General features: G+C 69.8%; 20 protein-coding genes. 14 read left to right on the top strand and 6 right to left on the bottom strand.

Going from position 1 to position 23147, the window contains the following annotated elements:
* Positions 1 to 149: 149 nt before the first annotated feature.
* On the top strand, positions 150 to 2969 hold the full coding sequence (locus tag DBV35_RS03005) for a tetratricopeptide repeat protein (RefSeq protein ID WP_108658754.1): 2820 nt from the start codon (positions 150 to 152) through the stop codon (positions 2967 to 2969).
* Positions 2970 to 3042: 73 nt separating this feature from the next.
* On the opposite strand, the gene DBV35_RS03000 is transcribed toward DBV35_RS03005, so the two are convergent.
* A complete protein-coding gene (locus tag DBV35_RS03000) occupies positions 3043 to 3924 on the bottom strand; it encodes a PhzF family phenazine biosynthesis protein (protein ID WP_108658753.1) in 882 nt (293 codons plus the stop codon).
* Positions 3925 to 4110: 186 nt separating this feature from the next.
* Here DBV35_RS03000 and DBV35_RS02995 point away from each other — a divergent pair, with 186 nt between their 5' ends.
* On the top strand, positions 4111 to 4932 hold the full coding sequence (locus tag DBV35_RS02995; RefSeq protein WP_108658752.1) for a lytic murein transglycosylase: 822 nt from the start codon (positions 4111 to 4113) through the stop codon (positions 4930 to 4932).
* A 13-nt stretch (positions 4933 to 4945) separates the two neighbouring features.
* Here the strand turns inward: DBV35_RS02995 and DBV35_RS02990 are convergent, their stop codons facing one another.
* The gene (locus tag DBV35_RS02990) at positions 4946 to 5683 is read right to left on the bottom strand and encodes an MBL fold metallo-hydrolase (protein WP_108658751.1); all 738 of its coding nucleotides are present in this window, start codon (positions 5681 to 5683) and stop codon (positions 4946 to 4948) included.
* Positions 5684 to 5825: 142 nt separating this feature from the next.
* Here DBV35_RS02990 and DBV35_RS02985 point away from each other — a divergent pair, with 142 nt between their 5' ends.
* The 11 genes from DBV35_RS02985 (at position 5826) to DBV35_RS02935 (ending at position 17835) form a co-directional block, all read left to right on the top strand.
* On the top strand, positions 5826 to 6770 hold the full coding sequence (locus DBV35_RS02985; RefSeq protein WP_211099928.1) for a DMT family transporter: 945 nt from the start codon (positions 5826 to 5828) through the stop codon (positions 6768 to 6770).
* A gap of 161 nt (positions 6771 to 6931) precedes the next feature.
* Positions 6932 to 7729, top strand: a complete 798-nt coding sequence (locus tag DBV35_RS02980) for a GntR family transcriptional regulator (RefSeq protein WP_108658750.1) — start codon at positions 6932 to 6934, stop codon at positions 7727 to 7729.
* Positions 7730 to 7746: 17 nt separating this feature from the next.
* Positions 7747 to 9225, top strand: coding sequence for an ABC transporter substrate-binding protein (locus tag DBV35_RS02975; protein ID WP_205648448.1), 1479 nt, complete (start codon positions 7747 to 7749; stop codon positions 9223 to 9225).
* A gap of 81 nt (positions 9226 to 9306) precedes the next feature.
* Complete coding sequence (locus tag DBV35_RS02970; protein ID WP_205648447.1) at positions 9307 to 10818, top strand: ABC transporter substrate-binding protein; 1512 nt, start codon at positions 9307 to 9309, stop codon at positions 10816 to 10818.
* An 18-nt stretch (positions 10819 to 10836) separates the two neighbouring features.
* On the top strand, positions 10837 to 11766 hold the full coding sequence (locus tag DBV35_RS02965; RefSeq protein WP_108658747.1) for an ABC transporter permease: 930 nt from the start codon (positions 10837 to 10839) through the stop codon (positions 11764 to 11766).
* Positions 11763 to 12635 carry an ABC transporter permease gene (locus DBV35_RS02960; protein WP_205648446.1) on the top strand — a complete coding sequence of 291 codons (873 nt, stop codon included), beginning with the start codon at positions 11763 to 11765 and terminating at the stop codon, positions 12633 to 12635. The genes DBV35_RS02965 and DBV35_RS02960 overlap by 4 nt, the downstream gene beginning before the upstream one ends.
* Positions 12636 to 12642: 7 nt before the next feature.
* Complete coding sequence (locus DBV35_RS02955) at positions 12643 to 13434, top strand: SDR family NAD(P)-dependent oxidoreductase (RefSeq protein ID WP_108658746.1); 792 nt, start codon at positions 12643 to 12645, stop codon at positions 13432 to 13434.
* Between the two features lie 10 nt (positions 13435 to 13444).
* A complete protein-coding gene (locus DBV35_RS02950; protein ID WP_108658745.1) occupies positions 13445 to 14323 on the top strand; it encodes a polysaccharide deacetylase family protein in 879 nt (292 codons plus the stop codon).
* Positions 14323 to 15873, top strand: coding sequence for a gamma-glutamyltransferase family protein (locus tag DBV35_RS02945; RefSeq protein ID WP_205648445.1), 1551 nt, complete (start codon positions 14323 to 14325; stop codon positions 15871 to 15873). The genes DBV35_RS02950 and DBV35_RS02945 overlap by 1 nt, the downstream gene beginning before the upstream one ends.
* Positions 15874 to 15877: 4 nt before the next feature.
* The gene (locus DBV35_RS02940) at positions 15878 to 16849 is read left to right on the top strand and encodes an ABC transporter ATP-binding protein (protein ID WP_108658743.1); all 972 of its coding nucleotides are present in this window, start codon (positions 15878 to 15880) and stop codon (positions 16847 to 16849) included.
* Positions 16846 to 17835: an ABC transporter ATP-binding protein gene (locus DBV35_RS02935; RefSeq protein ID WP_108658742.1), complete on the top strand. Its 990-nt coding sequence runs from the start codon at positions 16846 to 16848 to the stop codon at positions 17833 to 17835. Before DBV35_RS02940 ends, DBV35_RS02935 begins: the two co-directional genes overlap by 4 nt.
* A gap of 88 nt (positions 17836 to 17923) precedes the next feature.
* On the opposite strand, the gene DBV35_RS02930 is transcribed toward DBV35_RS02935, so the two are convergent.
* The 3 genes from DBV35_RS02930 to DBV35_RS02920 are packed head-to-tail and all read right to left on the bottom strand — an operon-like array spanning position 17924 to position 21671.
* Entirely contained in the window at positions 17924 to 20221 is a 2298-nt protein-coding gene (locus tag DBV35_RS02930) for a xanthine dehydrogenase family protein molybdopterin-binding subunit (RefSeq protein WP_108658741.1), read from the bottom strand.
* Positions 20218 to 21198 (bottom strand): FAD binding domain-containing protein, encoded by a 981-nt coding sequence (locus tag DBV35_RS02925; RefSeq protein ID WP_108658740.1) that lies wholly within the window; start codon positions 21196 to 21198, stop codon positions 20218 to 20220. The genes DBV35_RS02930 and DBV35_RS02925 overlap by 4 nt, the downstream gene beginning before the upstream one ends.
* Positions 21195 to 21671, bottom strand: coding sequence for a (2Fe-2S)-binding protein (locus tag DBV35_RS02920; RefSeq protein ID WP_108658739.1), 477 nt, complete (start codon positions 21669 to 21671; stop codon positions 21195 to 21197). The genes DBV35_RS02925 and DBV35_RS02920 overlap by 4 nt, the downstream gene beginning before the upstream one ends.
* A gap of 211 nt (positions 21672 to 21882) precedes the next feature.
* Between DBV35_RS02920 and DBV35_RS02915 the strand changes: the two genes are divergently transcribed.
* Entirely contained in the window at positions 21883 to 22518 is a 636-nt protein-coding gene (locus DBV35_RS02915) for a TetR/AcrR family transcriptional regulator (RefSeq protein ID WP_108658738.1), read from the top strand.
* 12 nt (positions 22519 to 22530) lie between these two features.
* Here the strand turns inward: DBV35_RS02915 and DBV35_RS02910 are convergent, their stop codons facing one another.
* On the bottom strand, positions 22531 to 23109 hold the full coding sequence (locus tag DBV35_RS02910) for a helix-turn-helix domain-containing protein (protein ID WP_108658737.1): 579 nt from the start codon (positions 23107 to 23109) through the stop codon (positions 22531 to 22533).
* Between the last annotated feature and the right edge of the window lie 38 nt (positions 23110 to 23147).

The following is a 23147-nucleotide window of genomic DNA, read 5'->3' as shown; positions in this document are numbered from 1 at the left end:
TTGCATAAACGCAGATCGTGCCGATCTCACTTACTCTTCATTAACCGTGTCCATTCAGGGTCGATCGGGCAGGCAGTCTGGGCGTTGGCAGCGCGACGATTCAGGCGGCCGGCGCCGCATCACAACTCGGACAGCTTCGCGAGGAGCGCATGGTCAAACACTCGGTTGAAGCCTACGAGATCCAGCCCCCGAACGCCTTGCGTCCGAAGGAGCCCTTCTCGCTCGAGGACGGGGCCCGTCGCCTGGTGAAGACGGCCGGCTACCGGGCGCGCACGCTGCCGCGCCAATCGGGTCCGTCGGTGAAGCCCCTGATCCTCGGCGTGACCGCGGCGCTTCTCGTCGGGTTCGTGCTCGATATCGGCCCCTGGTCGGCGCTGACCGGCCGCCTCCTCGGCTCGGCCGACGCGCAGGAAGCCCCGCAGCGTCGCGCCAGCACAAACGATCTCTCCGTCCCCTCCGAAGCCGACCGCGCGGCGCTGCGCTACTTTGCGCGCGAGGGCGATGTCGACAGGCTGGAGGCGGAGCTGCGGCGCCTGCGCGCCCTCTATCCCGGCTGGCAGCCGCCGCGGGACCTCCTCGACCCGAAGGGCGAGGACACCGAATTGCAGCGCATCTACGACCTCGTCGGCGACCAGCGCTACGAGGAGGCCCGCACGGCGATCGCCGAGCGGCGCCAGCGCGACCCGTCCTGGACGCCGCCGGTGCGCCTCACCGATCTCCTGGAACAGGCGAAGGTGCGCAACGAGCTGCGCGCCGCGAGCGACGCGCGCAATTTCCGCGAGGTGCTCAACATCGCCGAGGCGAACGAGCGCATCCTCGTGTGCGAGGACGTCGATTCGATCTGGCGCGTCGCCGAGGCGTTCGCCCAGACCGGCCGGCCGAAGCGCGCCTATGACGCCTACGCCTACATCATCAATTCCTGCACCGATCAGGCCTCGCGCGGGGCGAGCCTTCAGAAGGCCGCCGCGACGCTCGACCCGAGCTACGTGACCCAGCTCTTCGAGCTCGGCGCCATGGGGCCGGACGGGCAGAACGAGTTCACCAACGCGCGCCTCGAAATCATCCGCGGCGCTGTCGCGCGCGGCGGCGAGGTCGAGGGCGTCCTCGTTCCCAACGAGTGGCTCGAGCTTCTGGCCGAGTTCGCCCGCACGGGGCAGGACCTCGAAGACGCGATGCTGATCGGCTTCTACCTCTACCGCCAGGGCAACCCGGCCGAGGCCGCCCAGTGGTTCCGCTTCTCGCTCGACAATGGGCTCGGCTCGGACGCTGCCGAGGGCTACATCGTCGCCCTGCGCGCCACCGGCAACCGCGAGGACGAGTTCCTCGCCCGCGAGGTCGCCTATCAGTGGCGCGAGCAGACGCCGGAGCTGATGGAAGCCTATCTCGACGCGATGGCGACCATCCTGACGGCAGACGAGTTCGGCGAGCGCTCCATCATGGACGTGGAGCAGGCCTCGGTGGACCGCTTCGTGCCGGTCGTGATCGGCCAGCGCGACGCGAACGGCGCGCAGGCGCTCGGCTGGTACGCCTTCAACACCTGCCAGTTCATCATCGCCGAGGAGTGGTTCATCTCCTCCTCGAACTGGGTGCCGACCGAGGCCGCCATCTACGGCCTCGCGCTCACGCGCCTTCGCCTCGGCGACCAGGCCGGCTTCAACGAGGTCGTCGACGAGTGGGGTCCGCTCTACCCGTCCATCGCCGCGCTCGCGACCGGCGGCAACGTGTCCCCGGCCGATCCGGTGACGGGCGCGCGTGACGATCCGACGGACCAGGTCGGCATCTCCTCCGTGATCTGCGACCCGGTCGAGCGGCAGCGCCTGCGCCAGCTTCTCGTCGAGCAGCAGGAGCGCCAGCGCGCCGGCGACGTGTCCTTCACCGAGGCCGGCTCCATGACCGCGGTGCCGGTGCAGGTGCAGGCCCTCGCGCACCGTCCGGCCGGCTCCACCCGCCCGGAGATCCCGCGCCGTTCGGTCGTCCTTCGCCCGCAGCCGCAGGAGCGCAACAGTCTCTTCGTCCCGACCCAGGCCCTCGTCCCGCTTCCGCCGCAGCCCGGCGGCGGCGTGATCGACCCCGGCGCGCCTCCGGTCGGCGGCGAATCGCTCGAGCAGCGGGTGCTGCGCGACCGTGCGGCCGAGAACGCGGCCCGCTACGGTACGGTGCCGGTGCAGACCCGCGACGGGCGTCCCGTGCGCCCGGTCGAGCGGCGGACCACCGTCGTCACCGGCGGCAACCAGGCGCTCAACACCGGCGGCAGCACCGTCCAGCGCCGCGTGCGCCAGGGCCTACCGACCACCGTCGACGGCGACGTCTATCGCATCGTCGACCGGCCGCGCACCACGACGCGCCGCGTCCGCTCATCGGGCGGCGGCGGCTCGGTGCAGTCCGCCCTCTCGGGCCGGAACTACAATTCCTGCGTCGCGATCTCGGACGCGGGGATCCGCAGCGGCTCCCTCTCGGCGGCTGATGCGACGGCGCGCGGCTACTGCCTCCTCCAGCTCCAGCGGCCGGTCGAGGCGGCGCAGGCCTTCCAGCTTGCGAAGGTGAAGTCGCGCCTCGGCACGAGCCAGTTCGGCGACGCCGTCTACGGCTCCGCCCTCGCCGCGATCGCCAACAACGCGACCGACGAGGCCGCCATCGCCGCGACCGGGGCCCCGCTGTCCCGTCCGCGCCGGACCGAGCTGCAGATCGGCATCCTCACCCAGCGCGCCATCGCCGCGAACCGCGACGGGCGCTATGTCGAGGCGCTCTACTTCCTCGACCAGCGCTCCCGCATCGCGCCGCTGCAGAAGGATCTGATGCTCCTGCAGGGCTACGCCTACCAGAATGCGGGCGACTTCAAGTCCGCCGCGAAGATCTTCAAGGCAATCAACGATGCCGGCCCGACGGCCGATTCGCAGCGCGCCGTCTTCGTCGGCCACGACCGGAGATACCCGCCGCCGACCCGCTCCACCGTCGGCAACGGCTTCTGATCGCGGCGGCGGCCACTTCAAACGGAAAAAGCCGGGCAATGCCCGGCTTTTTTGTTGCGCGGTGGCGGGTGCCTCAGAGGAAGAGCTTGCCCTCGGCGATGACCACCGCCTCGCCCGAAAGCTCGACCCGCTTCAGCGCGCCGCCCTCGATCTCCACGCCGAGATAGAGGTTCGACGGCCGGCCCATCTCCACGCCCTGCACGATGGTGAGCGCGTGCGTCCCGTCGCCCGGCTTCTCCGCCTCGACGTAGAGCGCGGCGAAGGCGACGGCGGCCGAGCCCGTCGCCGGGTCCTCCGGGATGCCGCCGAGCGGGGCGAACATGCGCACCTGGAAGCGCCTCTCCCCGTTCGGCGCGACGACATAGACGGCGCGCCACCCGTCCGCGAACGCGCTCGCCCAGAGCGAGGTGTCGACCGCGATCCCGCCGAGGACAGCGGGCTCGCGCACCGGCACGACGCTGAAGCGCGGCCCGCTGAAGGCCCCCGTCGGCGCGTAGTTGCCGAAGCCGATCGCGTCGGGTGCGATCTTCAGCGCCCCGGCGGCGGCGAGCGGGTCGATCGACACCCCGCCGGCCTTCGGCAGGAGCGGCGCGTCGAAGGCCGCGCGGCCGGTGTCGCCATCGATCTTGGTCGCGGCGCGGACGAGCCCCGCAGGCAGCTCGATCGCGATCGATCCGTCCCGCCCGATGCCGCGCCGCGCGAGCGCGACGGCGGCGCCGACCGTCGGGTGGCCGGCGAAGGGCAGCTCCGCCTTCGGGGTGAAGATGCGCGCCGAGACGTCGTGCTTTTCGTCCGCCGGCGTCTTGATGAAGATCGTCTCGGACAGGTTGAACTCCGCCGCGATCGCCTGCATCCGTGCCGTGTCGATCCCGTCTGCGTCATAGACGACCGCGAGCGGATTTCCGGTCAGCGCGGTCTCGGTAAAGACGTCGAGGATCTGGTAATTATAGGCCATGGTGCGGCTCCTCTTCGCAGGGGCCCTGGCGTTCGGGCCGGAGGCTTATATGGGTCGGTTCGGCCCGTCTCAAGACAAATGCGTGAGCCGTCGGGCGTGACGGAAAGCGTCTCGCCCGTGCATCTTCAGTCGAAACGACCGATCATATTTCGTCCAGGCAAGGGACGGTCATAGGGAGTTTGCGCAATGAGACCTTGGATCCGAGTTGGGATGGTGGTCGCGATCGCCAGTTCCGTCGCAATCACCTCGCTGCCGGCCTCCGCGGCCTCGTGCGGCAACACGTCCGCCGGCTTCAACGCCTGGGTGGCCGACTTCAAGACGCGCGCCATGGCGAACGGCATCAGCCGCAACACCGCCGACCGCGCCTTCAAGGGCGTCACCTATTCGAAGAAGGTGATCAGCCTCGACCGGAACCAGAAATCCTTCCGCCTCAGCTACGAGGCCTTCTACAAGCGCCGCGTCGACAAGGCGATGATCAACCGCGGCCGCGCCTATCTGCGCGACAATCGCCGGCTGATCGACCGGATCGAGAAGCGCTATGGCGTGCCGGGCGCGCTGGTGGTGTCGATCTGGGCGCTGGAGACCGGGTTCGGGAGGGGCATGGGGAACATGCCGATCGTCCAGTCCCTCGCGACGCTCGCCTATGATTGCCGCCGCAGCGAGTTCTTCTCGCGCGAGCTGATGGCCGCGCTCCAGATCATCGAGAACCGCGACATGACGCCGGAACGGATGAAGGGCGCCTGGGCGGGCGAGATCGGCCAGACCCAGTTCCTCGCCGAGCGCTACGTCAACTACGCCGTCGATTTCGACGGGGACGGCCGGCGCGACCTGATGGCCTCGGTGCCCGACGCACTCGCCTCCACCGCCAACTGGTTCGCCCGCAACGGCTGGCAGCGCGGCGCGGCCTGGGGGCCCGGCACGGCGAATTTCGCGGTGATCGGCAAGTGGAACCGCGCCGAGGTGTACCAGCGCACGATCGCCCAGCTCGCGACCGAGCTCGCCCAGTAGAGCGGGCGCGCGCTCACGTGCCGAGCGCGCCCTTCTCCTGGAGCCAGGCGCGGATGATCGCCTTGTGGCGCGCGCCGTCATAGGTCGGGAAGTGGCCCGCGTGGACGATCCGCGCGGGCACGTCGTAGAGCCGCTTCATGCTGGCGACATAGTCGGCCGCGTTCGCGTGGTAGGTGTCCTCCACCAGCGGACCGTCATAGACGATGTCCCCGGCGATCAGGATTCCCGTCGCCGCCTCCCACAGCGCGATCCCGCCCGGCGAGTGGCCGGGCGTGTGGATCACCTCGAAATGCCGGTCGCCGAGATCGACGATGTCGCCGTCCTCCAGGAGGCGGGTCGGCGCGGCCCCGCGCACGCTGTACTCCTCCGATGAGTAGGGAAGCGGCGGCATTTCCGTGAACATCTCGTCCGTCGCGTAAGGGTCGGCGAGCGTCGCGGCGCGGGTCGGATGGGCGAGGATCTCGGCCTCCGCCGGATGGGCGAGGCGCTCCGGGAACTCATGATGCGAGCCGATATGGTCGAAATGGGTGTGGCTCGCGACCGCAAGCAGCTTCTTTTCGGTCACGAGCGGGACGTGCTCGCGCAGGCTCACGACCCCCATCCCGGAATCGACGAGGAGATCCCGCTCGCGCCCGCGCACATGCCAGATGTTGCAGCGGTAGAACGGCTTGATGTGCGGCTCGTCGATCAGGCTGACATCGTCGCCGAAACGCGTGACGCGATACCAGTCCTTCGCCTGGGCGCGCTGCATCGCTATCCCCCGTTGTCTTCGGCGGCGTCCAGCCCATCTAAGGGCAGCCTTCCCGTCGGACAGAGCCGGCCCCGCAAGACCCTCGCATGCGAAGGCGAGACGCGGTAGGGAGCAAAACAAAAAGCCTCCGGGAGGACGATCCGTGGCCAGTATCAGCGACACCCCTGTCGCCGCGCGCGAGGACGACCCGACGGTCGCCGTCGGGTTGATGGTCTTCGCCATGATGCTCGTCCCGATCGGCGACGTCCTGTCGAAGCTCCTCACCGCCTATGTTCCGCCCGTCGAGATCGCCTTCTGGCGCTATGCGGTGCAGTGCGTCTGCCTCATCGTGCTCGCCTCGATCCTGCGGCGGCCGCTGCGCGGCTTCACCGAGCCGATGTTCCTCCTCGGCGGGGCGACGAGCGGGGCCTCCCTCCTCTTCCTGGTGATGGCCTTCCAGGTGATGCCGATCGCGACGGCGATCGCGATCTTCTTCGTCGAGCCCCTGATCCTCACCGTCCTCTCCGCCGTCTTCCTCGGCGAGAAGACCGGCTGGCGGCGGCTGACGGCCGTCGCGGTCGGCCTCTTCGGCGCGATGGTCGTGATCCGGCCGGGCTGGTCGACCTTCGGCTGGTACGCGATCCTGCCGCTCATCGCCGCTACAGCCTTCGCGATCACGATGATCATCGTGCGTCGCGGCTCGCGCAAATATCCGCCGCTCTCGGTGCAATTCGCGATCTCGCTGAATGGCACGCTGGTGATGGGGCTCGGCATCCTGGTGATGACGGTGAGCGGCGCCTCGCACGGGCCGACGCTCGACCTGCCGTCCCACGTGTGGGGGACGCTGGCTGCGATGGGCGCGCTCTCGGGCTTCACCTTCCTGCTCGTCTCGCAGGCCTTCAGCCGGTTGCCCGCCTCCGTGCTCGCCCCCTTCCAGTATCTGGAGATCGTCGGGGCGACAGTTCTCGGCTACCTCGTCTTCCACGAGTTTCCGGACGCGATCACCTGGGTCGGCACGGCGATCATCCTCGCCTCCGGCGTCTACGTGTTCGCCCGCGAGAGGCGCCTCGCCCTCTCCCGGCCCGGCCTCTCCTCGAAGGGCCGCTGACCGCCCCACGCTCTCCCGCGCAGAACCTCGCAGCGCCGCCCCTTCCGGGCGGCGTTCGCGTTTTCGCGCGCGCTCATGCCGGGTCGCGCGCCAAAGAAACATGCATCTGAGATGACAATTTCATCTTGTAACATCTCAATTCCTTGCCGTAGCCTCTCGTCATGCTCGACAAGGACGCCTCATTCTCCCTCGGCTCCACACCGCCCCTTCCCTCGGGGAAGCGCGTATTCGCCGGGGCGCGGCTGCGCCAGGCGGTGCTGTGGTGCGAGCTTGCGCCGGGGTCGGTGATCTCGGAGCCGGCGCTGATGGAGCGCTACGGCCTCAACCGCGCCGGGGTGCGCGCCGCCCTCGTGGGGCTGGAGGCGGAGGGGCTCGTCGAGGCGCGGCCGCGCGCGGGCTGGCAGATCCGCCCCGTCACGGGCGCCTATATCGGCGAGACGATCGCCGCCCGCCGCGCGATCGAGCCCGCGCTGCCCATCGGGGCGCTCAGGGACGACGTGATCGCCCGCGTGAAGGAGCTGTCCCAGCTCATCGCCGTCTTCGTCGGCCGCACCGAATCCACCGCCATCACCACCGCCCGCGCCTATGACCGCGAGCTGCTTGACGTCCTCGCAAGCGGCCTCGGCGAGATGCGCCGCCGCTGGATCGGCGAGGCGTGGGACCATTCGGACCGCATCGTCCGCTTTTTCGAGAGCGGCGGCGCCGCGCGCCTCGGGCCCGTCGACCGGGCCCCGCTCGCCGCCGCCTGCGCCGCGCGCGACACGGACTCCGCCATCGCCGCGCTCGCCACCGCGACCGACAGGCTCGAGGCCTTCGTCAAGGACGCGCTCTACGCGGACATGGCCGAGATCGTTCGCCCGGCCGCAAAGCCCACCCGCGCCCGCCGCCGCCAGGAGCCGGCGCGCCAGGACGAGGGCACGCGACGGGAGCCACCACAACCAAGGGGGAGATTGAGATGATTTGGAGAACGCGTCTCTTGAGTGCGGTCGCGATCGCGGCCGCTCTGGTCGTCGGAGCGGGCGCCGCATCCGCCAAGGACCAGATCACCATCGACCTCGTGAACGAGCCCTCGTCGCTCGACCCGCACGGTCAGTGGAACCCGGACAGCTACTACGTCTACCGCAACATCTTCGACAACGTCGTCACCCGCGACAATGACGGGAACATCATCCCGCAGATCGCGGCCTCGTGGGAGCGGCTGTCCGACACCGAAGTCCAGTTCAACCTGCGCGACGACATCGTCTTCCACGACGGCACGACGCTGACGGCCGAGGACGTGGTCTATTCCGTGGAGCGGATCACCGATCCGGAATTCGCGAGCCCGCAGCTCGGCCAGTTCAACAAGATCATCAAGGCCGAGGCGAAGGACGAGCATACCGTCGTGCTGACGACGGACGGCCCCTACCCCGTCCTCCTGCCCCAGCTCGTGAAGCTCTCCATCGTGCCCAAGCACGTGGTGGAGGAGGTCGGCAACGACGCCTTCAACCTCGCCCCGGTCGGCAGCGGCCCCTACAAGTTCGGCGAGTGGCAGCGCGGCGTCTCCGTGACCCTCACCCGCAACGAGGATTATTGGGGCGACAAGGGCTACTTCCAGTCCGCCCTCTTCCGCGCCGTGCCGGACGCCGCGACGCGCCTTGCCGACCTCCAGGCCGGCACCGCCGATCTCGTGGTGACGCTCGATTCGGACCAGGCGATGCAGCTCGGCTCCTACCCGAACGCGAAGCCCCTCATCGTCCAGACCGAGCGCGTCGGCTACTTCGCCCTCAACTCCACGAAGCCGCCGCTCGACAATCCGAAGATGCGCCTCGCCATCGCGCTCGCGATCGACAAGGAAGGCATCGCGGAGGGCATCCTCGCCGGCGGTGAGAAGGTGGTGGGCGAGCTCGTCTCCCCGGCCCATTTCGGCTGGATCGACGGCGTCGACCCCTTCCCCTACGACCCCGACCAGGCGAAGGCGCTGATCGAGGAAGTGGGCGGCGGCGACGTCACCATGGAGCTCGCGACCTCGCCCGTCTTCGACCAGAAGGTGGTCCAGGCCATCCAGCAGATGCTGACCGATGTCGGCCTCAAGGTCGAAATCCAGATGACCGACATGGCGACGTGGCTGAAGAACCAGCAGGTCACGAACGACACGGCCCCGATGCTGACCTTCAGCCGCTGGTCGTGCGCCTGCCAGGACGCGGACGGGATCATGTTCCCGCTGCTCCACTCCTCCTCGTCCTGGTCGCGCTACAGCGCCCCCGAGGTCGACGCGCTCCTCGACAAGGGCCGCTCCCTCCTCGACGAGGACGCCCGCCTCGAGGCCTATGGCGCCCTCCACGAATACGTGAAGGCGGAGGTGCCGATCATCCCGCTCTACCAGGCCGCGATCATCTATGGTGGTGCCGCTGGCCTCGAGTGGGAGCCGACCGCGAACGAGAGCATGTTCCTCAACCGCATGGGCTGGTCCGAATAACGCCTCCGGCCCGGACTCCGACGGGGTCCGGGCCGCCGGGCGAGGCGGACCCGACGATCGAAACGCAAGGGAGGTGACGTGATGTTTCTGAACGAACTGAGCCGAATGGGCGTCTTCGCGAGCGCGATCGCCGCAGGCCTCGCCCTCGGGGCCGTGCCCGGACTCGCCAAGGACGCGATCACGATCGACCTCGTGAACGAGCCGTCCTCGCTCGACCCGCAGGGCCAGTGGAACCCAGACAGCTACTACGTCTACCGCAACATCTTCGACAACGTCGTCACCCGCGACGACGCGGGGACGATCGTCCCGCAGGTCGCCTCCTCGTGGGAGCGCCTCTCCGACACAGAGGTGAAGTTCGAGCTGCGCGACGACATCGTCTTCCATGACGGCACGCCGCTGACCGCCGAGGACGTCGTCTTCTCGATCGAGCGCATCACGGACCCGGCCTTCGGCAGCCCGCAGCTCGGCCAGTTCAACAAGATCGTGAAGGCCGAGGCGACCGGCGACCACACCGTGACCCTCACCACGGACGGCGCCTACCCGGTCCTCCTCGCCCAGCTCGTGAAGCTGTCGGTGGTGCCCAAGCACGTCGTCGAGGCGGTCGGCAACGACGCCTTCAACGACAAGCCGATCGGCTCCGGCCCCTACAAGTTCGACGCCTGGAATCGCGGCGTCTCCGTGACCCTTTCCCGCAACGACGACTATTGGGGCGACAAGGGCGCATTCGCGACCGCGACCTTCCGCGCGGTGCCCGATTCCTCCACCCGCATCGCCGACCTTCAGGCCGGGACGGCCGACCTCGTGGTCAGCCTCGATTCCGACCAGGCGCGCCAGCTCGAGAACGTGCCGGGCGTGAAGCCCCTCATCGTGAACACCGAGCGCGTCGGCTATCTCGGCATCAACACCACGCAGCCGCCGTTCGACGATCTCGCGCTGCGCCAGGCGGTCGCCTACGCGATCGACAAGGAGGGCATCGCCGAGGGCATCCTGTCGGGCGGCGAGTCCGTGGTCGGCGAGATCGCCACGCCGGAGCATTTCGGCTGGGTCGACGGCATGGAGCCCTACCCCTACGACCCGGAAAAGGCGAAGGCGCTCGTCGCCGACGCGGGCGAGGCGGCGAAGGGCGAGATCGCGTTCGCGACCGCCCCCGTCTTCGACCAGCGGATCGTGCAGGCGCTCCAGCAGATGCTGAACGATGCCGGCTTCAATGTCGCGATCAGCATGACCGACATGGCGACCTATCTGAAGGCCGCGCAGGGGCCGATCGAGCAGCGCCCCGCTCTCTCCTTCGGCCGCTGGTCCTGCGCCTGCCAGGACGCGGACGGGATCATGTATCCGCTCCTCCATTCGTCCAGCAACTGGTCGCGCTACAACAACCCGGCGATGGACGCCCTCCTCGAGGAGGCCCGCTCCTCCCTCGACGAGGCGACCCGCCTCGCGGCCTACGAGAAGGCGCATCAGATCGTGAAGGACGACGTCGTCCTCGTCCCGCTCTACCAGGCGGCGATCATCTACGGTGCGCGTGACGGGCTCGAATGGACGCCGACCGCCAACGAGAGCCTCTTCCTCAACCGGATGCGCTGGCAGGACTGATCGGGACGCGCCGAGCCGATGCTCCTCTTCATCCTCCGCAGGCTCGGACAGGCCCTCATCGCCGTCTTCGGCGTGACGACGCTGGTCTTCTTCATCCAGCGTCTCACCGGCGATCCGACCTATCTCCTCGTTCCGGAGACGGCGACGCAGGCCGATATCGAGGCGATGCGCCACGCGCTCGGCCTCGACCGGCCGATGATCACCCAATATCTCAGCTTCCTGCGCGACATCGCCCAGTTCGATTTCGGCCGCTCCTTCATCCAGCGCATCCCGGTGACGGACATCATCGCCTCGCGCCTGCCCTACACGCTGCAGCTCGCGGCGGGGGCGCTCGTCGTCTCGTTCGGGCTCGGCGTGCCGCTCGGCGTCGTGATGGCGCTGCGGCGAGACCGGCCGGGGACGAGGCTCCTCAGCGGCTTCGTGTTCGCCTCGCAGAGCATGCCGACCTTCTGGAGCGGCATCCTCTTCATCATGTTCTTCGCGGTCTTCCTCGGCTGGCTGCCGCCGTCGGGCGCCGGAAGCTTCTCGCACCTCATCCTGCCCTCGCTGGCGCTCGGCCTCCTCAGCATGGCGACCTTCGCGCGCGTCACCCGCACCGCCCTCCTCGACGAGGTGTCGAAGGATTATGTCCGCTCCGCCCGCGCGCGCGGCGTGCCGACGGGCCGGCTCTTCTGGCGCCACCTTCTGCGCAACGCCGCGATCCCGGTGATCTCGGTCTCGGCGCTGGAGATCTCGCAGCTCCTCGCGGGCGCGGTGATCGTGGAGACGGTGTTCGCCTGGCCGGGGCTCGGCCTCCTCACGTTGCAGTCGATCGTCTCGCGTGACTTCCTGGTGGTGCAGGCGATCGTGCTGATCGGCGCGTTCGTGACCATCGGCCTCAACTTCCTCGCCGACCTTCTCTACAGCCTCGTCGACCCGCGCATCCGCCTCGATGGAGCGGAGGGATGAGCGGCGAGAGCGCCATGATCGCGGCCGCCCCGGCCCCGGCCCGCAAGCGCCGCTTCAAGCTCGGCATCTGGCCGTTCGTCGCGATCTTCGCGGCGTTCGTGATCATCGCGATCTTCGCGCCTCTGATTGCGCCGGAAAGCCCCAACGCGCAGAATCTCCTCGGCCGGCTGAAGCCGCCGGGGACCGAGTCGCGCGGCGTCCTCTATCTCCTCGGTTCCGACGAGCTCGGCCGCGATCTTCTGAGCCGCATCATCTACGGGGCGCGCATCTCGCTCTCCGTCGCGATCCTCTCGGTGGTGATCTCCAGCATCGTCGGGACCGTCCTCGGCATGGCGGCGGGGCTCTTTCGCGGCTGGGTCGAGATGATCGTGATGCGCATCGTCGACATCTTCCTCTCGGTTCCGGCCGTGCTCCTCGCGATCATCACGGTCGCCGTCCTCGGGCCGGGCTTCGTCAATGTCGTGATCGTGCTCGCCCTCACGCGCTGGCCGCGCTACGCCCGCGTCGCGTACGGGCAGACGCTCAGCGTCGCGAACATGCCCTATGTGCGGATCGCGCGCTTCATGGGGGCGAGCCCGCTGCGCGTCCTCTTCCTCCACATCCTGCCCAACATCATCGGGCCCCTCACCGTCGTCGCGACGCTGGAGTTCGGGCTGATGGTGCTGTTCGAGGCGGGGCTCTCCTTCCTGGGGCTCGGCGTTCAGCCGCCGACGGCGAGCTGGGGCGCGATGCTCTCGGTCGGGCGCAACTACATCGCCAACGCCTTCTGGATCGCGACCTTCCCCGGCATCTGCCTCTTCCTCCTCATCCTGTCCGTGAACCTGATCGGCGATGCGCTGCGCGACCGCCTGGATCCGAAATCGAGGTGATCGCGCCATGAATTTCGAGGGCGAGTTCAGAGGCAAGGCCGTGGTCGTCACCGGCGCGTGCGGGCTCTATGGCCGCCGCATCGCCGCCGCCTTCGCCGCCGAGGGCGCGAGGGTCTGCCTGACCGACGCCGACGGGGATGGGCTCGCGACCGTCGCCGCCGCGATGGACCTGCCGGACGGCAGCTTCACCCACCGGGCCGACCTCACCAGCGACGCGGACCTTGCCGGCCTCATCGCCGCCGTCGGCGCGGCGTTCGGGGCGGCCGACATCCTCGTCAACAATGCCGGAGTCTATCCGAGCGGCTTCCTCCTCGACATCGACATCGCCGAATGGGACCGCATCTTCGACATCAACCTGCGCGCCCCGTTCGTGCTGTCGACGGGAATGGCGAAGCAGATGATCGCGAAGGGGGCGAAGGGGTCGATCCTCAACATCTCGTCCGGCGCGTCGCGCAAGATGCGGCAGACGGTGGTGCCCTATTGCACCTCGAAGACCGCGCTCGACCGGCTGACGAAGGGCCTCGCCCTGGAGCTCGCCGCCTTCGGGATCCGCGTCAACGCCGTGGAGCCGGGCTTTGCCCAGGGCGGCACGGCGAGCCCGCTGCCGCCCGACCATATCGCCCGGATGCGTGCCTCGATCCCGCTCGGGCGCGAGACGGAGACCGGCGACCTCGAAGGCGCGCTCCTCTATCTCGCCTCGGGCGCGGCGGCCTATGTCACCGGCACGACCCTCACCGTCGATGGCGGCAACTCGATCGGCTCGCTCGAGGTGCACCAGGCGAAGAAGCAACCGCTTTGAGGGCCGCGCGATGAGCCTCGACCGCTATGTCTGGCCGGGGGCGCACCAGAGCGCCGCCTGCTTCACCATCGATTTCGACGCGCACGTCCCGTATCTGTGGGCGCACCGGCGGGAGATGCCGGTGAGGCTCTCGCACCTCGAGCAGCGCCGCTTCGGCCCGCGCGTCGGCATCCACCGCCTCCTCGACCTTCTCGACCGCTACCACCTCAAGGCGACGATCTTCGTGCCCGGAAAGACGGCGGAGGACTACCCCGAATTTCTCCCCCTGATCCTCGCGAAGGGCCACGAGATCGGCCTCCACGGCTACTTCCACGAGATCGTGTCGGAGATCTCCGACGCCGCCTTCACCGACGCGCTGGAGGCTTCCCTCGCCCTCTTCGCGGCGCAGACCGGGACGCGGCCGAAGGCGTTCCGCTCGCCCGCCTGGGAGATGACGCCGCACATGCTCGCCGAGGTCCGGCGGCATGGGCTGATCGATTCCTCGCTGATGGGGTACGATCACCCCTACACGATCGACGGTGTGACCGAGATCCCGGTGCAGTGGACCATCGACGATGCGATCTACTTCAAATTCCTCGGCGGCGGCGGCGATCTCGCCCCGCCCTCCGCGCCGGGCCCGATCCTCGACGGTTGGCTCGACGAGTGGGCCGGGCTCCACCGCTATGGCGGCCTCTTCATGCTGACGGTGCACGACTGGATCTCCGGCCATGCCCAGCGGATCGTGATGCTGGAGCGGCTCATCGAGCGCATCAGCGCCGAGCCGACCGTGTGGTGGGCGACCGTCGGCGAGATCGCCGCCCACCATGAGGCGACACAGGCGGACCGCTGGCGGGTCGACGCCGCCCTGCCCGACCCCATCAGCGGCCACGCCGCCTTTCCGAGGACATGATGCAGACCTGGACGATCCATCGCGGGGAGGTCGTGTCCGAGCACGGGCTCGTCGCCGCGCAACACATCGAGGCGGCCGCCGCGGGCGCGACCGTGCTCGCCAAGGGCGGCAACGCCATGGACGCGGCCGTGGTCACGGCGCTGGTGCTCGCGACGGTGGAGCCGTGGCTGAGCGGGATCGGCGGCGGCGGCTTCCTCCTCCACGCCGACGGGGCGACCGGCGAGATCGCGGCGCTCGACTTCAACGTCCGCGCTTCCGCCAGGCTCAGCGTCGATGACTATCCGCTCGTGAACGGACCCGCCGGCGAGGGCAACTGGTTCGACTGGCCTGCCGTCGCCGAGGAGCGCAACATGGTCGGGTATCCGTCCATGTGCGTGCCGGGAACCATCGACGGGCTCGCGAAGGCGCTCGAGCGGTTCGGCAGCCTCTCCTGGCGCGAACTGGTCGAGCCCGCCATCGCGATCGCCGAGCGGGGTCTCGCGGTCGACTGGTTCTCCTCCCTCTGCCTCGCGATCGACGCGCGGAACCTGCGCCGCTTTCCGGGCTCCGCCGCCCTCTTCCTGCGCGACGGGGACGCGCCGATGTCCCACGGCGAGGGCGACTATCTGCCGATGCCGGGACAGGCGGCTCTGCTGCGCCGCCTCGCCGATCACGGCCCGCGCGACTTCTACGAGGGCGAGACGGCGGCGCTCCTCGCCGAGGAGTTCGCCGCCGGCGGCTCGAAGATCGACGCGGCGGACCTCGCCGCCTACGAGGCGCGCTGGCTCGACGCGCAGCATGGGACGTATCGCGGGCGCGACATCGCGGCCGTGTCGGGCCTGTGCGGCGGGCCGACGCTCCTGCGCGCCTTCGAGATGCTGGAGGCGGACTGGACGCCCGGCGCCGCGCCCGACGCCGACACGGCGCTCGCCCACGCCACCGCGATCCGCGAGGCCTATCGCGAGCGGCTGAACCGGATGGGCCATGCCGGCCAGGGCGGCGACTGCACCACCCATCTCAGCGTCGTCGACCGTCACGGCAACATGGTCTCGCTGACGAACACGCTCCTGTCGCGCTTCGGCTCCAAGGTGGTGCTGCCGCAATCGGGCATCCCCATCAACAACGGCATGATGTGGTTCGACCCGCGCCGCGGCACGCCGAACTCCATCGCCCCCGGCGCCGAGCCGCTCGCCAATATGTGCCCGATCATCCTCAGCGAGGGCGGGCGGCCCTCGCTCGCGGTGGGCGCGGCGGGCGGGCGCACCATCTTCCCGACGGTCGCGCAGATCGTCTCCTACGTGGTCGATTACGGCATGTCGCTGGAGGAGGCCTTCCTCACGCCCCGGATCGACGCGAGCACGCCGACCATCGGCATCAACCGCGACGCGCCCGCCGACATCGCCGCCCGCGTCGCGACGCGATACCCGGTCGAGATCGTGACCGACACGCTCTACCCGGTCCGCTTCGCGATCCCCTCGGCCGTGCAGCGCGACGCTTCGGGGCGCAACAGTGGCATGTCGCACCACACCAACCCGTGGGCGGGCGTCGCCGCGGAGGACGATTTTGGCTGAGGCGATGCCGGCCCCGGTCCTCTCCGTGCGCGATCTCGCGGTCGACATCCGCGGCAGCGCCGTCGTCGACGGCATCTCGCTCGATGTGGGGCCGGCCGAGGTGGTCGCTCTCGTCGGCGAGAGCGGGTCGGGCAAGAGCCTCACCGCGCTCTCCATCATGGGCCTCCTCCCCGCCGCGGCCGAGGCGAGCGCGGGCTCGGTCATGCTCGACGGGACCGACCTCCTTCGCCTCGATGAGGGGCAGATGCGCGCGATCCGCGGCGAGCGCCTGTCGATGATCTTCCAGGAGCCGGTCGCCTCGCTGAACCCGCTGATGGCGGTCGGGGACCAGGTGGCCGAGAGCCTCGTCGTCCACGGCCGCGCCTCGCCGCGGGAGGCGAAGGCGCGGGCGCTCGCGATGCTGCGCCATGTCGGCATCCCCGAGGCCGAGCGCCGCGCGCGCCAGCTCCCTGTGGAGCTGTCGGGGGGCATGTGCCAGCGCGTCATGATTGCCTCGGCGCTGATCTCCCACCCGCGCCTCCTCATCGCGGACGAGCCGACGACCGCGCTCGACGTGACGATCCAGGCGCAGATCCTGCGCCTCATGAAGGAGTTGCGCGGCGAGCAGGGGACGGCGATCCTCATCATCACGCACGACATGGGCGTGGTCGCCGACATCGCCGACCGGGTGTGCGTGATGTATGGCGGGCGCATCGTGGAGACGGGCGAGGTCGACGCCATCTTCGAGGCGCCGAGCCATCCCTACACGCGCCTCCTCCTCGGCACGATCCCGCGCATGACCGGCACCCGCAAGGAGGCGCTGAAGGTGATCGAAGGCACGGTCCCGGACCTGTCGAGTTGGCCCTCGGGCTGCCGCTTCCGCACCCGCTGCCCGCTCGCCGACGAGACGTGCGCCGCCACCCCGCCGCTCGCCGCGATCGCGCCCGGCCACCTGTCGGCCTGCTGGCACATCGATCAGCTCGCGAGCGTCTCGTGAGCGAAGCGCTGCTGAAGGTGGAGGATCTGCGCGTCGAGTTCCCCGTTCGCGGCGGCTGGCTCGGCGGCACGACGGGCATCGTGAAGGCGGTCGACGGGGTGTCGATCGAGATCGGGCGGGGCGAGACGGTCGCGCTCGTCGGCGAGAGCGGCTGCGGCAAGTCGACGGCGGGCAACGCCATCCTCGGCCTCGTGAAGGCGAGCGGGGGGCGCATCCTCTTCGAGGGGCAGGACCTCCTCGCCCTGCCGCCGGCGGAGGGGGCGCGCCTGCGCCGCGACATGCAGGTGATCTTCCAGGACCCGGTGTCGGCGCTCAATCCGAAGCTCAGCATCGCGCACAGCATCGCCGAGCCGCTGATCATCGCCGGGATGGCGGGCGCGGCGCGCAAGGCGCGGGTCGCCGAGCTCCTGTCGATCGTCGGCCTCAGCCCGGAACAGGGCCGGCGCTACCCGAACGAATTGTCGGGCGGCCAGCGCCAGCGCGTGGTGATCGCACGCGCGCTCGCGACGCAGCCGAAGCTCATCGTGTGCGACGAGCCGGTCTCCGCGCTCGACGTCTCGATCCGCTCGCAGATCCTCAATCTCCTGATGCGGCTCCAGCGCGAGTTCGGCTTCTCCTACCTCTTCATCTCGCACGATCTCTCCGTCGTGCGGCACATCGCGGACCGCGTCGTCGTCATGTATCTCGGCACGATCGCGGAGGATGGCGGGGCGGACATCCTGTTCCAGAAGCCGGTCCACCCGTACACGGAGGCGCTGATGAGCGCCATTCCGCTGCCCGACCCGAAGGCGCAGCGCGCCCGGCGGCAGACGATCCTCGCGGGCGAGTTGCCGAGCCCGCTCAATCCACCGAAAGGGTGCCCCTTCGTCACGCGCTGCCCGATCGCCGAGGAGCGGTGCGCGCGCATCCGGCCCGTCCTCGCCGAGACGGGACATGGCACGCGCGCGGCGTGCCATGTCCGCAATCCGGCTGCGCTGCCGGGCTGACCCAGCCGCGCCCTAGAACACGTCTCGCTCCATCGGTCTGGCGCGATTGCTCTTCGCTCAGGTTGATCCAACCTGAGCGGCAAGCGCGCTAGATCAGCCGGTCGAGCGTGATCGGCAGGCGCCGCACGCGCTTGCCCGTCGCGTGATGGACGGCGTTGGCGATCGCCGAGGCCATCCCCACGATCGCGAGCTCGCCCACCGCCTTGCCGCCGAGGAGCGTCGCGTTCGGGTCCGGGATGCCGACCGAGATGGTCTCGATGTCCGGGACGTCCGCGTTGGTGGCGATCCGGTAGTCGGCGAGGTTGGCGTTGAGGATGCGCCCGTTGCGCGGGTCGGCCACCCCCTCTTCCAGCAACGCCTGCCCGATGCCCATGACGATGCCGCCCTTGAACTGGCTGTCGGCGAGCTTCGGGTTGTAGAGCCGGCCGGCGTCGAGCGCGGAGACGACGCGCGAGACGCGGACGGTGCCGAAATCCTCGTCGACGAGCACCTCCACGAAGTGCGCGCACCAGGAGTGGCGCGAATAGTCCCCCTCGGTCGGCGACATGAACCCGGCGAGGGAGGTGAAGTTCGCGAATCTCTCTTCCGGGGTGGCGTTCGGGTTGGCGAGGGTGTTGCGCCGCGTCTCGATCACCGGGCGGCCGGTGGCGGCCATCAGCGCCGCGATGGAGATCTGCGCGCCGCGCGGGGCACCGATCATCCCGTCCGCGAGTTCCAGCGTGTTCGCCTGGTCGCGCAGCGGCGAGGCCGGGTCGGTGAGGCCGAGCGCGATCAGCTCCTCGCGCGCCGCGGACGCGGCAACATGGACGGCGCCGGTCATGAGGTTCGCGAGCTGCGAGCCGCCCGACACCGGCGCGCGCGGCAGGCGCGAGTCGCCGAGCGAGACGGAGACGCGCTCGACCGGGACGCCGAGCACGTCGGCGGCGGTCTGGGCGAGGATGGTGTAGGTCCCCGTCCCCATGTCGGTCGAACTCGACAGCACCTCGACCGAGCCGTCGGCGAGGATGCGCACCATCGCCTCGCCGGGCGTGCGGTAGACCGGGTGGGTGCCGCAGGCCATGCCCCAGCCGACGCTCTGGCGGCCGCGCCGCATGGTGCCGGGCTCGTGCCGCCGGTCGGCCCAGCCGAAGGCGGCGGCGCCGGCCTCGTAGGCCTCGCGCATCCGCCGGGTTGACCACGCCTTGCCGGATTCGGGGTCGACCTCCGGCTCGTTGCGCAGGCGCAGCTCCAACGGGTCGATGCCGAGCGCATAGGCAAGCTCGTCCATCGCGCACTCGAGGCCGAACGCGCTCGGATTCTTGCCGGGCGCGCGGAAGGCGCCGGGCAGGACCGTGTTCACGTGCACGAGATTCTGGCGCGAGGAGAAGTTCGGCACCTTGTACATCAACCCGGTGACGATCCCGAGCGGCTCCACGAAGCTGCCGCCGATCGAGGTCTCGCTCGCCCCCTCGTGGACGATGGAGACGAGGTGCCCCTCCTTCGTCGCACCGAGCTTCAGCGTCTGGCGCGTGGACGGGCGGCCGCCGAAGGCGGTGAAGGTCTGCGGGCGCGTGAGGGCGAGCTTCACGGGGCGGCCGAGCTGGCGCGCCGCGATGGCGCTGACGGCCGAGTAATTGTGCGCCCGCGCCTTGGAGCCGAAGCCGCCGCCGATGAAGGGCGACACGATCCGCACATTCTCGAACGGCAGGTCGAACCATTCGGCGTAGGTGCGCGCCATGCCGTCGACCCACTGGCTCGGCTCGTAGACGGTGAGCCGGTCCGGCCCGTTCCACTCCACGATCAGCCCGTGCGGCTCGATCGGCGTGTTGTACTCGCGGGGCGTGTGGTAGGTCGCCTCGATGGTGACCTCCGCCGCGGCGAGCGCGGCCTCCGCCTCGCCCCGCCCCTTGTCGAGGCCGGGCATCCGGTCCCCCTCCCCGGACGCCGGGTCCTCGAAGGTCGCGACGACGGGGGCCGTCTCGATCTCGACGCGCACAAGCGCGGCCGCGGCGACCGCCTGTTCGCGCGTGTCGGCGACGACGGCGGCGACGAGCTGGCCGTTGTGGGTGATGTCGGTCAGGAACGGGCGGTAGGGGCGGTCCTGCGCGCTGCCGAACACGTCGAGCGCCGGCGAGAGCGAGGGCGTGTTGGAAGCGTCGAGCACGAGGCGCACGCCGGGGCTCGCCTCGGCCGCGCTCCGGTCGACCGAGACGAGGCGGCCCGCCCCGACCGTCGACTGCACGATCGCGCAATAAAGCGGGTTCTCGACCGGGTGCTCCAGCGCATAGGGCGCGGCGCCGCGCACCTTCAGCGGACCGTCGGCGCGGGTGTGGGCGCGGCCGAGCGGACCGGCGGCGCCGCCGTCGGATGCATCACCGCGTTTCATGGGGGCTTCTGCTAGGGTCATCGGATGCCTCCGGCGGCCAGGATCGCGCGCGCGAGCACGCGTCGGCCGAGTTCGATCTTGTACTCATTGCCGCCGTGGGCGAGCGCGCCCTCCATCGCGGCGCGGCTCGCGGCCCGCACGCTCGCCTCGTCGAAGGGCTGGCCGACGAGCGCCGCCTCCACCGCAGGGGCGCGCCAGGGGACGGTCGCGACCCCGCCGAGCGCGGCGCGCACGGTGCGGATCGTGCGGTTGTCGGCGTCGAGCGAGACCGCCGCCGCCGCGCTCGCCGCGGCGAACTCGTAGGACTGGCGGTCGCGCACCTTGATGTAGGCGGAGCGAAGGTCCGGCGTGCGCGGCACGGAGACCGAGAGGATCACCTCCCCGCCTTCGAGGACGGTCTCACGCTCGGGCGTCGCGCCCGGCTGGAGGAAGACATCGCCGATCGGGATGTCGCGCCGGCTCGTGTGGACCGTCGCGTCGAGCGCGACGAGCGCCACGGCGAGATCGCCCGGATAGAGCGCGATGCAGCTCTCGCTGGCGCCGAGCACCGCGTGCTCGCGCGCGTGGCCGCCGAGCGCGGCGCAGCCCGAGCCCGGATTGCGCTTGTTGCAGGCCGGATAAGCGGCCGGGTCGCGGAAATAGGTGCAGCGGGTGCGCTGGAGGAGGTTGCCGCCGATCGTCGCCATGTTGCGCAGCTGCGCGGAGGCCGACAGGAGCAGCGCCTCGGCGATCGCCGGAAACTCGGCCGCAATGACGGGATCGGCCGCGACGCGGCTCATCGTGGCGAGCGCGCCGATGGTGACGCGCCCATCCTCGGCATTGATGTCGGAGAGGCCGGGAAGGCCGGTGATGTCGACGACCATCTGCGGCCGGGCGACGTCGCATTTGGCAAGGTCGATGAGGGTCGTCCCGCCGGCGATGAGGCTCGCTCCGGGAAGGGAAGCGCGCGCCGCCGCGTCCTCGACGCTCGCCGCGCGGACATAGTCGAAATTCATCATGCGCTCACCTCCGCCGCCTTGCGGACGGCTGCCACGATGTTGGGATAGGCGCCGCAGCGGCACAGATTGCCGGCCATGAATTCGCGGATCTCCGCGTCGGACCCGGCATGGCCCTCGCGGATGCAGGAGACGGCCGACATGATCTGGCCGGGCGTGCAGTAGCCGCACTGGAAGGCGTCTTCCTCGATGAAGGCCTGCTGCACCGGGTGGGGCGTCCCGTCGGCCGCGGCGAGGCCCTCGATGGTGGTGATCGCCTTGCCTTCGGCCTGCACGGCGAGCATCAGGCAGGCGAGCTGGCGTTCGCCGTCGACGTGGACCGTGCAGGCGCCGCACTGGCCCTGGTCGCACCCCTTCTTGGTGCCGTTCAGCCCCAGATTTTCGCGCAGGGCATCGAGCAGGGTGACGCGCGGCTCGATCGTCAGCGTGTGGCGCCGGCCGTTGATGTCGAGCGTGACGTCTCGTGGTTCGGGCATTCGAACGCTCCTGTGTCGGGCAGGATGACCCGTCGCAGCGCGGGGCGAACGGCGGCGCGCCCTCGGGGCGTCGCGACCGTGACCGATGGCAAAGCGCCCGGCGATGCGTTAGGATCAAAGGATAGAAATAAGCGGAGGCTCCTCCGCTTTCAGGCGATGTAACGCCGGCCGCCCCTTGGTTCAAGGACCGGCGGGCGATTATTTTTGGCTTATGCCAATTACAGGAAACCCCTTGTCACGGCCGTCCGACACCTCCGCCGCCACAGCGAAGACGTCCGACCGCCCGCTGCGCGCCGACGCCAAGCGCAACAGGGATCGACTCCTGAACGTCGCGGCCAGGGCCTTCGCGACCGACGGGGTGGACACCTCTCTCGAAGGGATCGCGCGGGAGGCCGGTGTGGGAATCGGCACGCTCTATCGCCATTTTCCGACGCGCGAGGCGCTGATCGAGGCCGTCTATCGACGCGAGCTGGAGGCGCTCGTGAGCGCGGCGGAGACGCTGTCGGCCACCAGGTCGCCGGACGAGGCGCTCGCCGGGTGGATGCAGCGCTTCGTCGACTATATCGCGACGAAGCGGGGCATGAAGGACAGCCTGAAGCTCCTCATCGAGTCGAATTCGCCGCTCTTCGCCGAGGTGTCAGGCCTCATCCCCCGCACGCTGACGGATCTCCTCGACAAGGCTGTCGCGGCGGGATCGGTGCGCGCCGATGTCGACAGCGCGGACGTGCTTCATGCGCTCTCCAGCATCTATTCGGCCTCGGACGGGCCGGACTGGACGGAGCGGTCGCGCCGCCTCGTGCGCCTCCTGATGGACGGCCTGCGCTATGGTGCGCCCAATCCGGGCTGAGACGGGCGCGGTTCAGGAGCCGCTGACGACCACGAGGACGCAGGCCTCCGGATCGAGGCGGCGGACCTGGTGCGACAGGGGCCCCGGAAACTGCACCGAATCGCCGGTGGCGAGGGTGAGCACGGTCTCCGGAAAGCGCACCTCGACGGCGCCGCGCACCACGTAGAGCAGCTCCTCCCCGCGATGCTCGACCTTGTGGTCCTCGATGAATTCGAGCGGCGGGAACATCAGGAAGGCCTCGAGCCCCGTCCCGTTCGAGCCACGGGTCAGAAGCTCCATGTGATAGTCCGCGTCCTCGGCGGTGAGGCCGGAGCGGTCGCCCGCGCGCGTCACGAAGACGAGGTCGTGATTCTCCGCCGCGCCGAAGAGCTGGGCGGCCGACACGTCGAGCGCGCTCGAGATGCGCAGCACCACCGCGACCGACGGGATCTTCAGCCCCCGCTCCACGCGCGAGAGGTAGCCCTTGTCGAGGGCGGCGGCGAGGGCGAGCTGGGAGAGGCTGACGCCCCGCTCCACGCGCAGCGCACGGATGGCCCGCCCCAACCCTGCGGTGGGCATGCTGGAGGGCGGAAGGGCTGGGGCGTCAGACATCTCTCTCACGGACAAAGGAATGCACAAATAGGCCCGGC

The sequence above is a fragment of the Acuticoccus kandeliae genome, from assembly GCF_003073115.1.
This window is presented reverse-complemented; position numbering and strand designations above follow the sequence as displayed.

Excerpts from the sequence above, each read along its gene's own strand:
- DBV35_RS03005 (WP_108658754.1), top strand. The coding sequence starts at position 150 with ATGGTCAAACACTCGGTTGAAGCCTACGAGATCCAGCCCCCGAACGCC.
- DBV35_RS03000 (WP_108658753.1), bottom strand. The coding sequence starts at position 3,924 with ATGGCCTATAATTACCAGATCCTCGACGTCTTTACCGAGACCGCGCTG.
- DBV35_RS02995 (WP_108658752.1), top strand. The coding sequence starts at position 4,111 with ATGAGACCTTGGATCCGAGTTGGGATGGTGGTCGCGATCGCCAGTTCC.
- DBV35_RS02990 (WP_108658751.1), bottom strand. The coding sequence starts at position 5,683 with ATGCAGCGCGCCCAGGCGAAGGACTGGTATCGCGTCACGCGTTTCGGC.
- DBV35_RS02980 (WP_108658750.1), top strand. The coding sequence starts at position 6,932 with ATGCTCGACAAGGACGCCTCATTCTCCCTCGGCTCCACACCGCCCCTT.
- DBV35_RS02970 (WP_205648447.1), top strand. The coding sequence starts at position 9,307 with ATGTTTCTGAACGAACTGAGCCGAATGGGCGTCTTCGCGAGCGCGATC.
- DBV35_RS02965 (WP_108658747.1), top strand. The coding sequence starts at position 10,837 with ATGCTCCTCTTCATCCTCCGCAGGCTCGGACAGGCCCTCATCGCCGTC.
- DBV35_RS02960 (WP_205648446.1), top strand. The coding sequence starts at position 11,763 with ATGAGCGGCGAGAGCGCCATGATCGCGGCCGCCCCGGCCCCGGCCCGC.
- DBV35_RS02955 (WP_108658746.1), top strand. The coding sequence starts at position 12,643 with ATGAATTTCGAGGGCGAGTTCAGAGGCAAGGCCGTGGTCGTCACCGGC.
- DBV35_RS02950 (WP_108658745.1), top strand. The coding sequence starts at position 13,445 with ATGAGCCTCGACCGCTATGTCTGGCCGGGGGCGCACCAGAGCGCCGCC.
- DBV35_RS02945 (WP_205648445.1), top strand. The coding sequence starts at position 14,323 with ATGCAGACCTGGACGATCCATCGCGGGGAGGTCGTGTCCGAGCACGGG.
- DBV35_RS02940 (WP_108658743.1), top strand. The coding sequence starts at position 15,878 with ATGCCGGCCCCGGTCCTCTCCGTGCGCGATCTCGCGGTCGACATCCGC.
- DBV35_RS02930 (WP_108658741.1), bottom strand. The coding sequence starts at position 20,221 with ATGACCCTAGCAGAAGCCCCCATGAAACGCGGTGATGCATCCGACGGC.
- DBV35_RS02925 (WP_108658740.1), bottom strand. The coding sequence starts at position 21,198 with ATGATGAATTTCGACTATGTCCGCGCGGCGAGCGTCGAGGACGCGGCG.
- DBV35_RS02920 (WP_108658739.1), bottom strand. The coding sequence starts at position 21,671 with ATGCCCGAACCACGAGACGTCACGCTCGACATCAACGGCCGGCGCCAC.
- DBV35_RS02915 (WP_108658738.1), top strand. The coding sequence starts at position 21,883 with ATGCCAATTACAGGAAACCCCTTGTCACGGCCGTCCGACACCTCCGCC.
- DBV35_RS02910 (WP_108658737.1), bottom strand. The coding sequence starts at position 23,109 with ATGTCTGACGCCCCAGCCCTTCCGCCCTCCAGCATGCCCACCGCAGGG.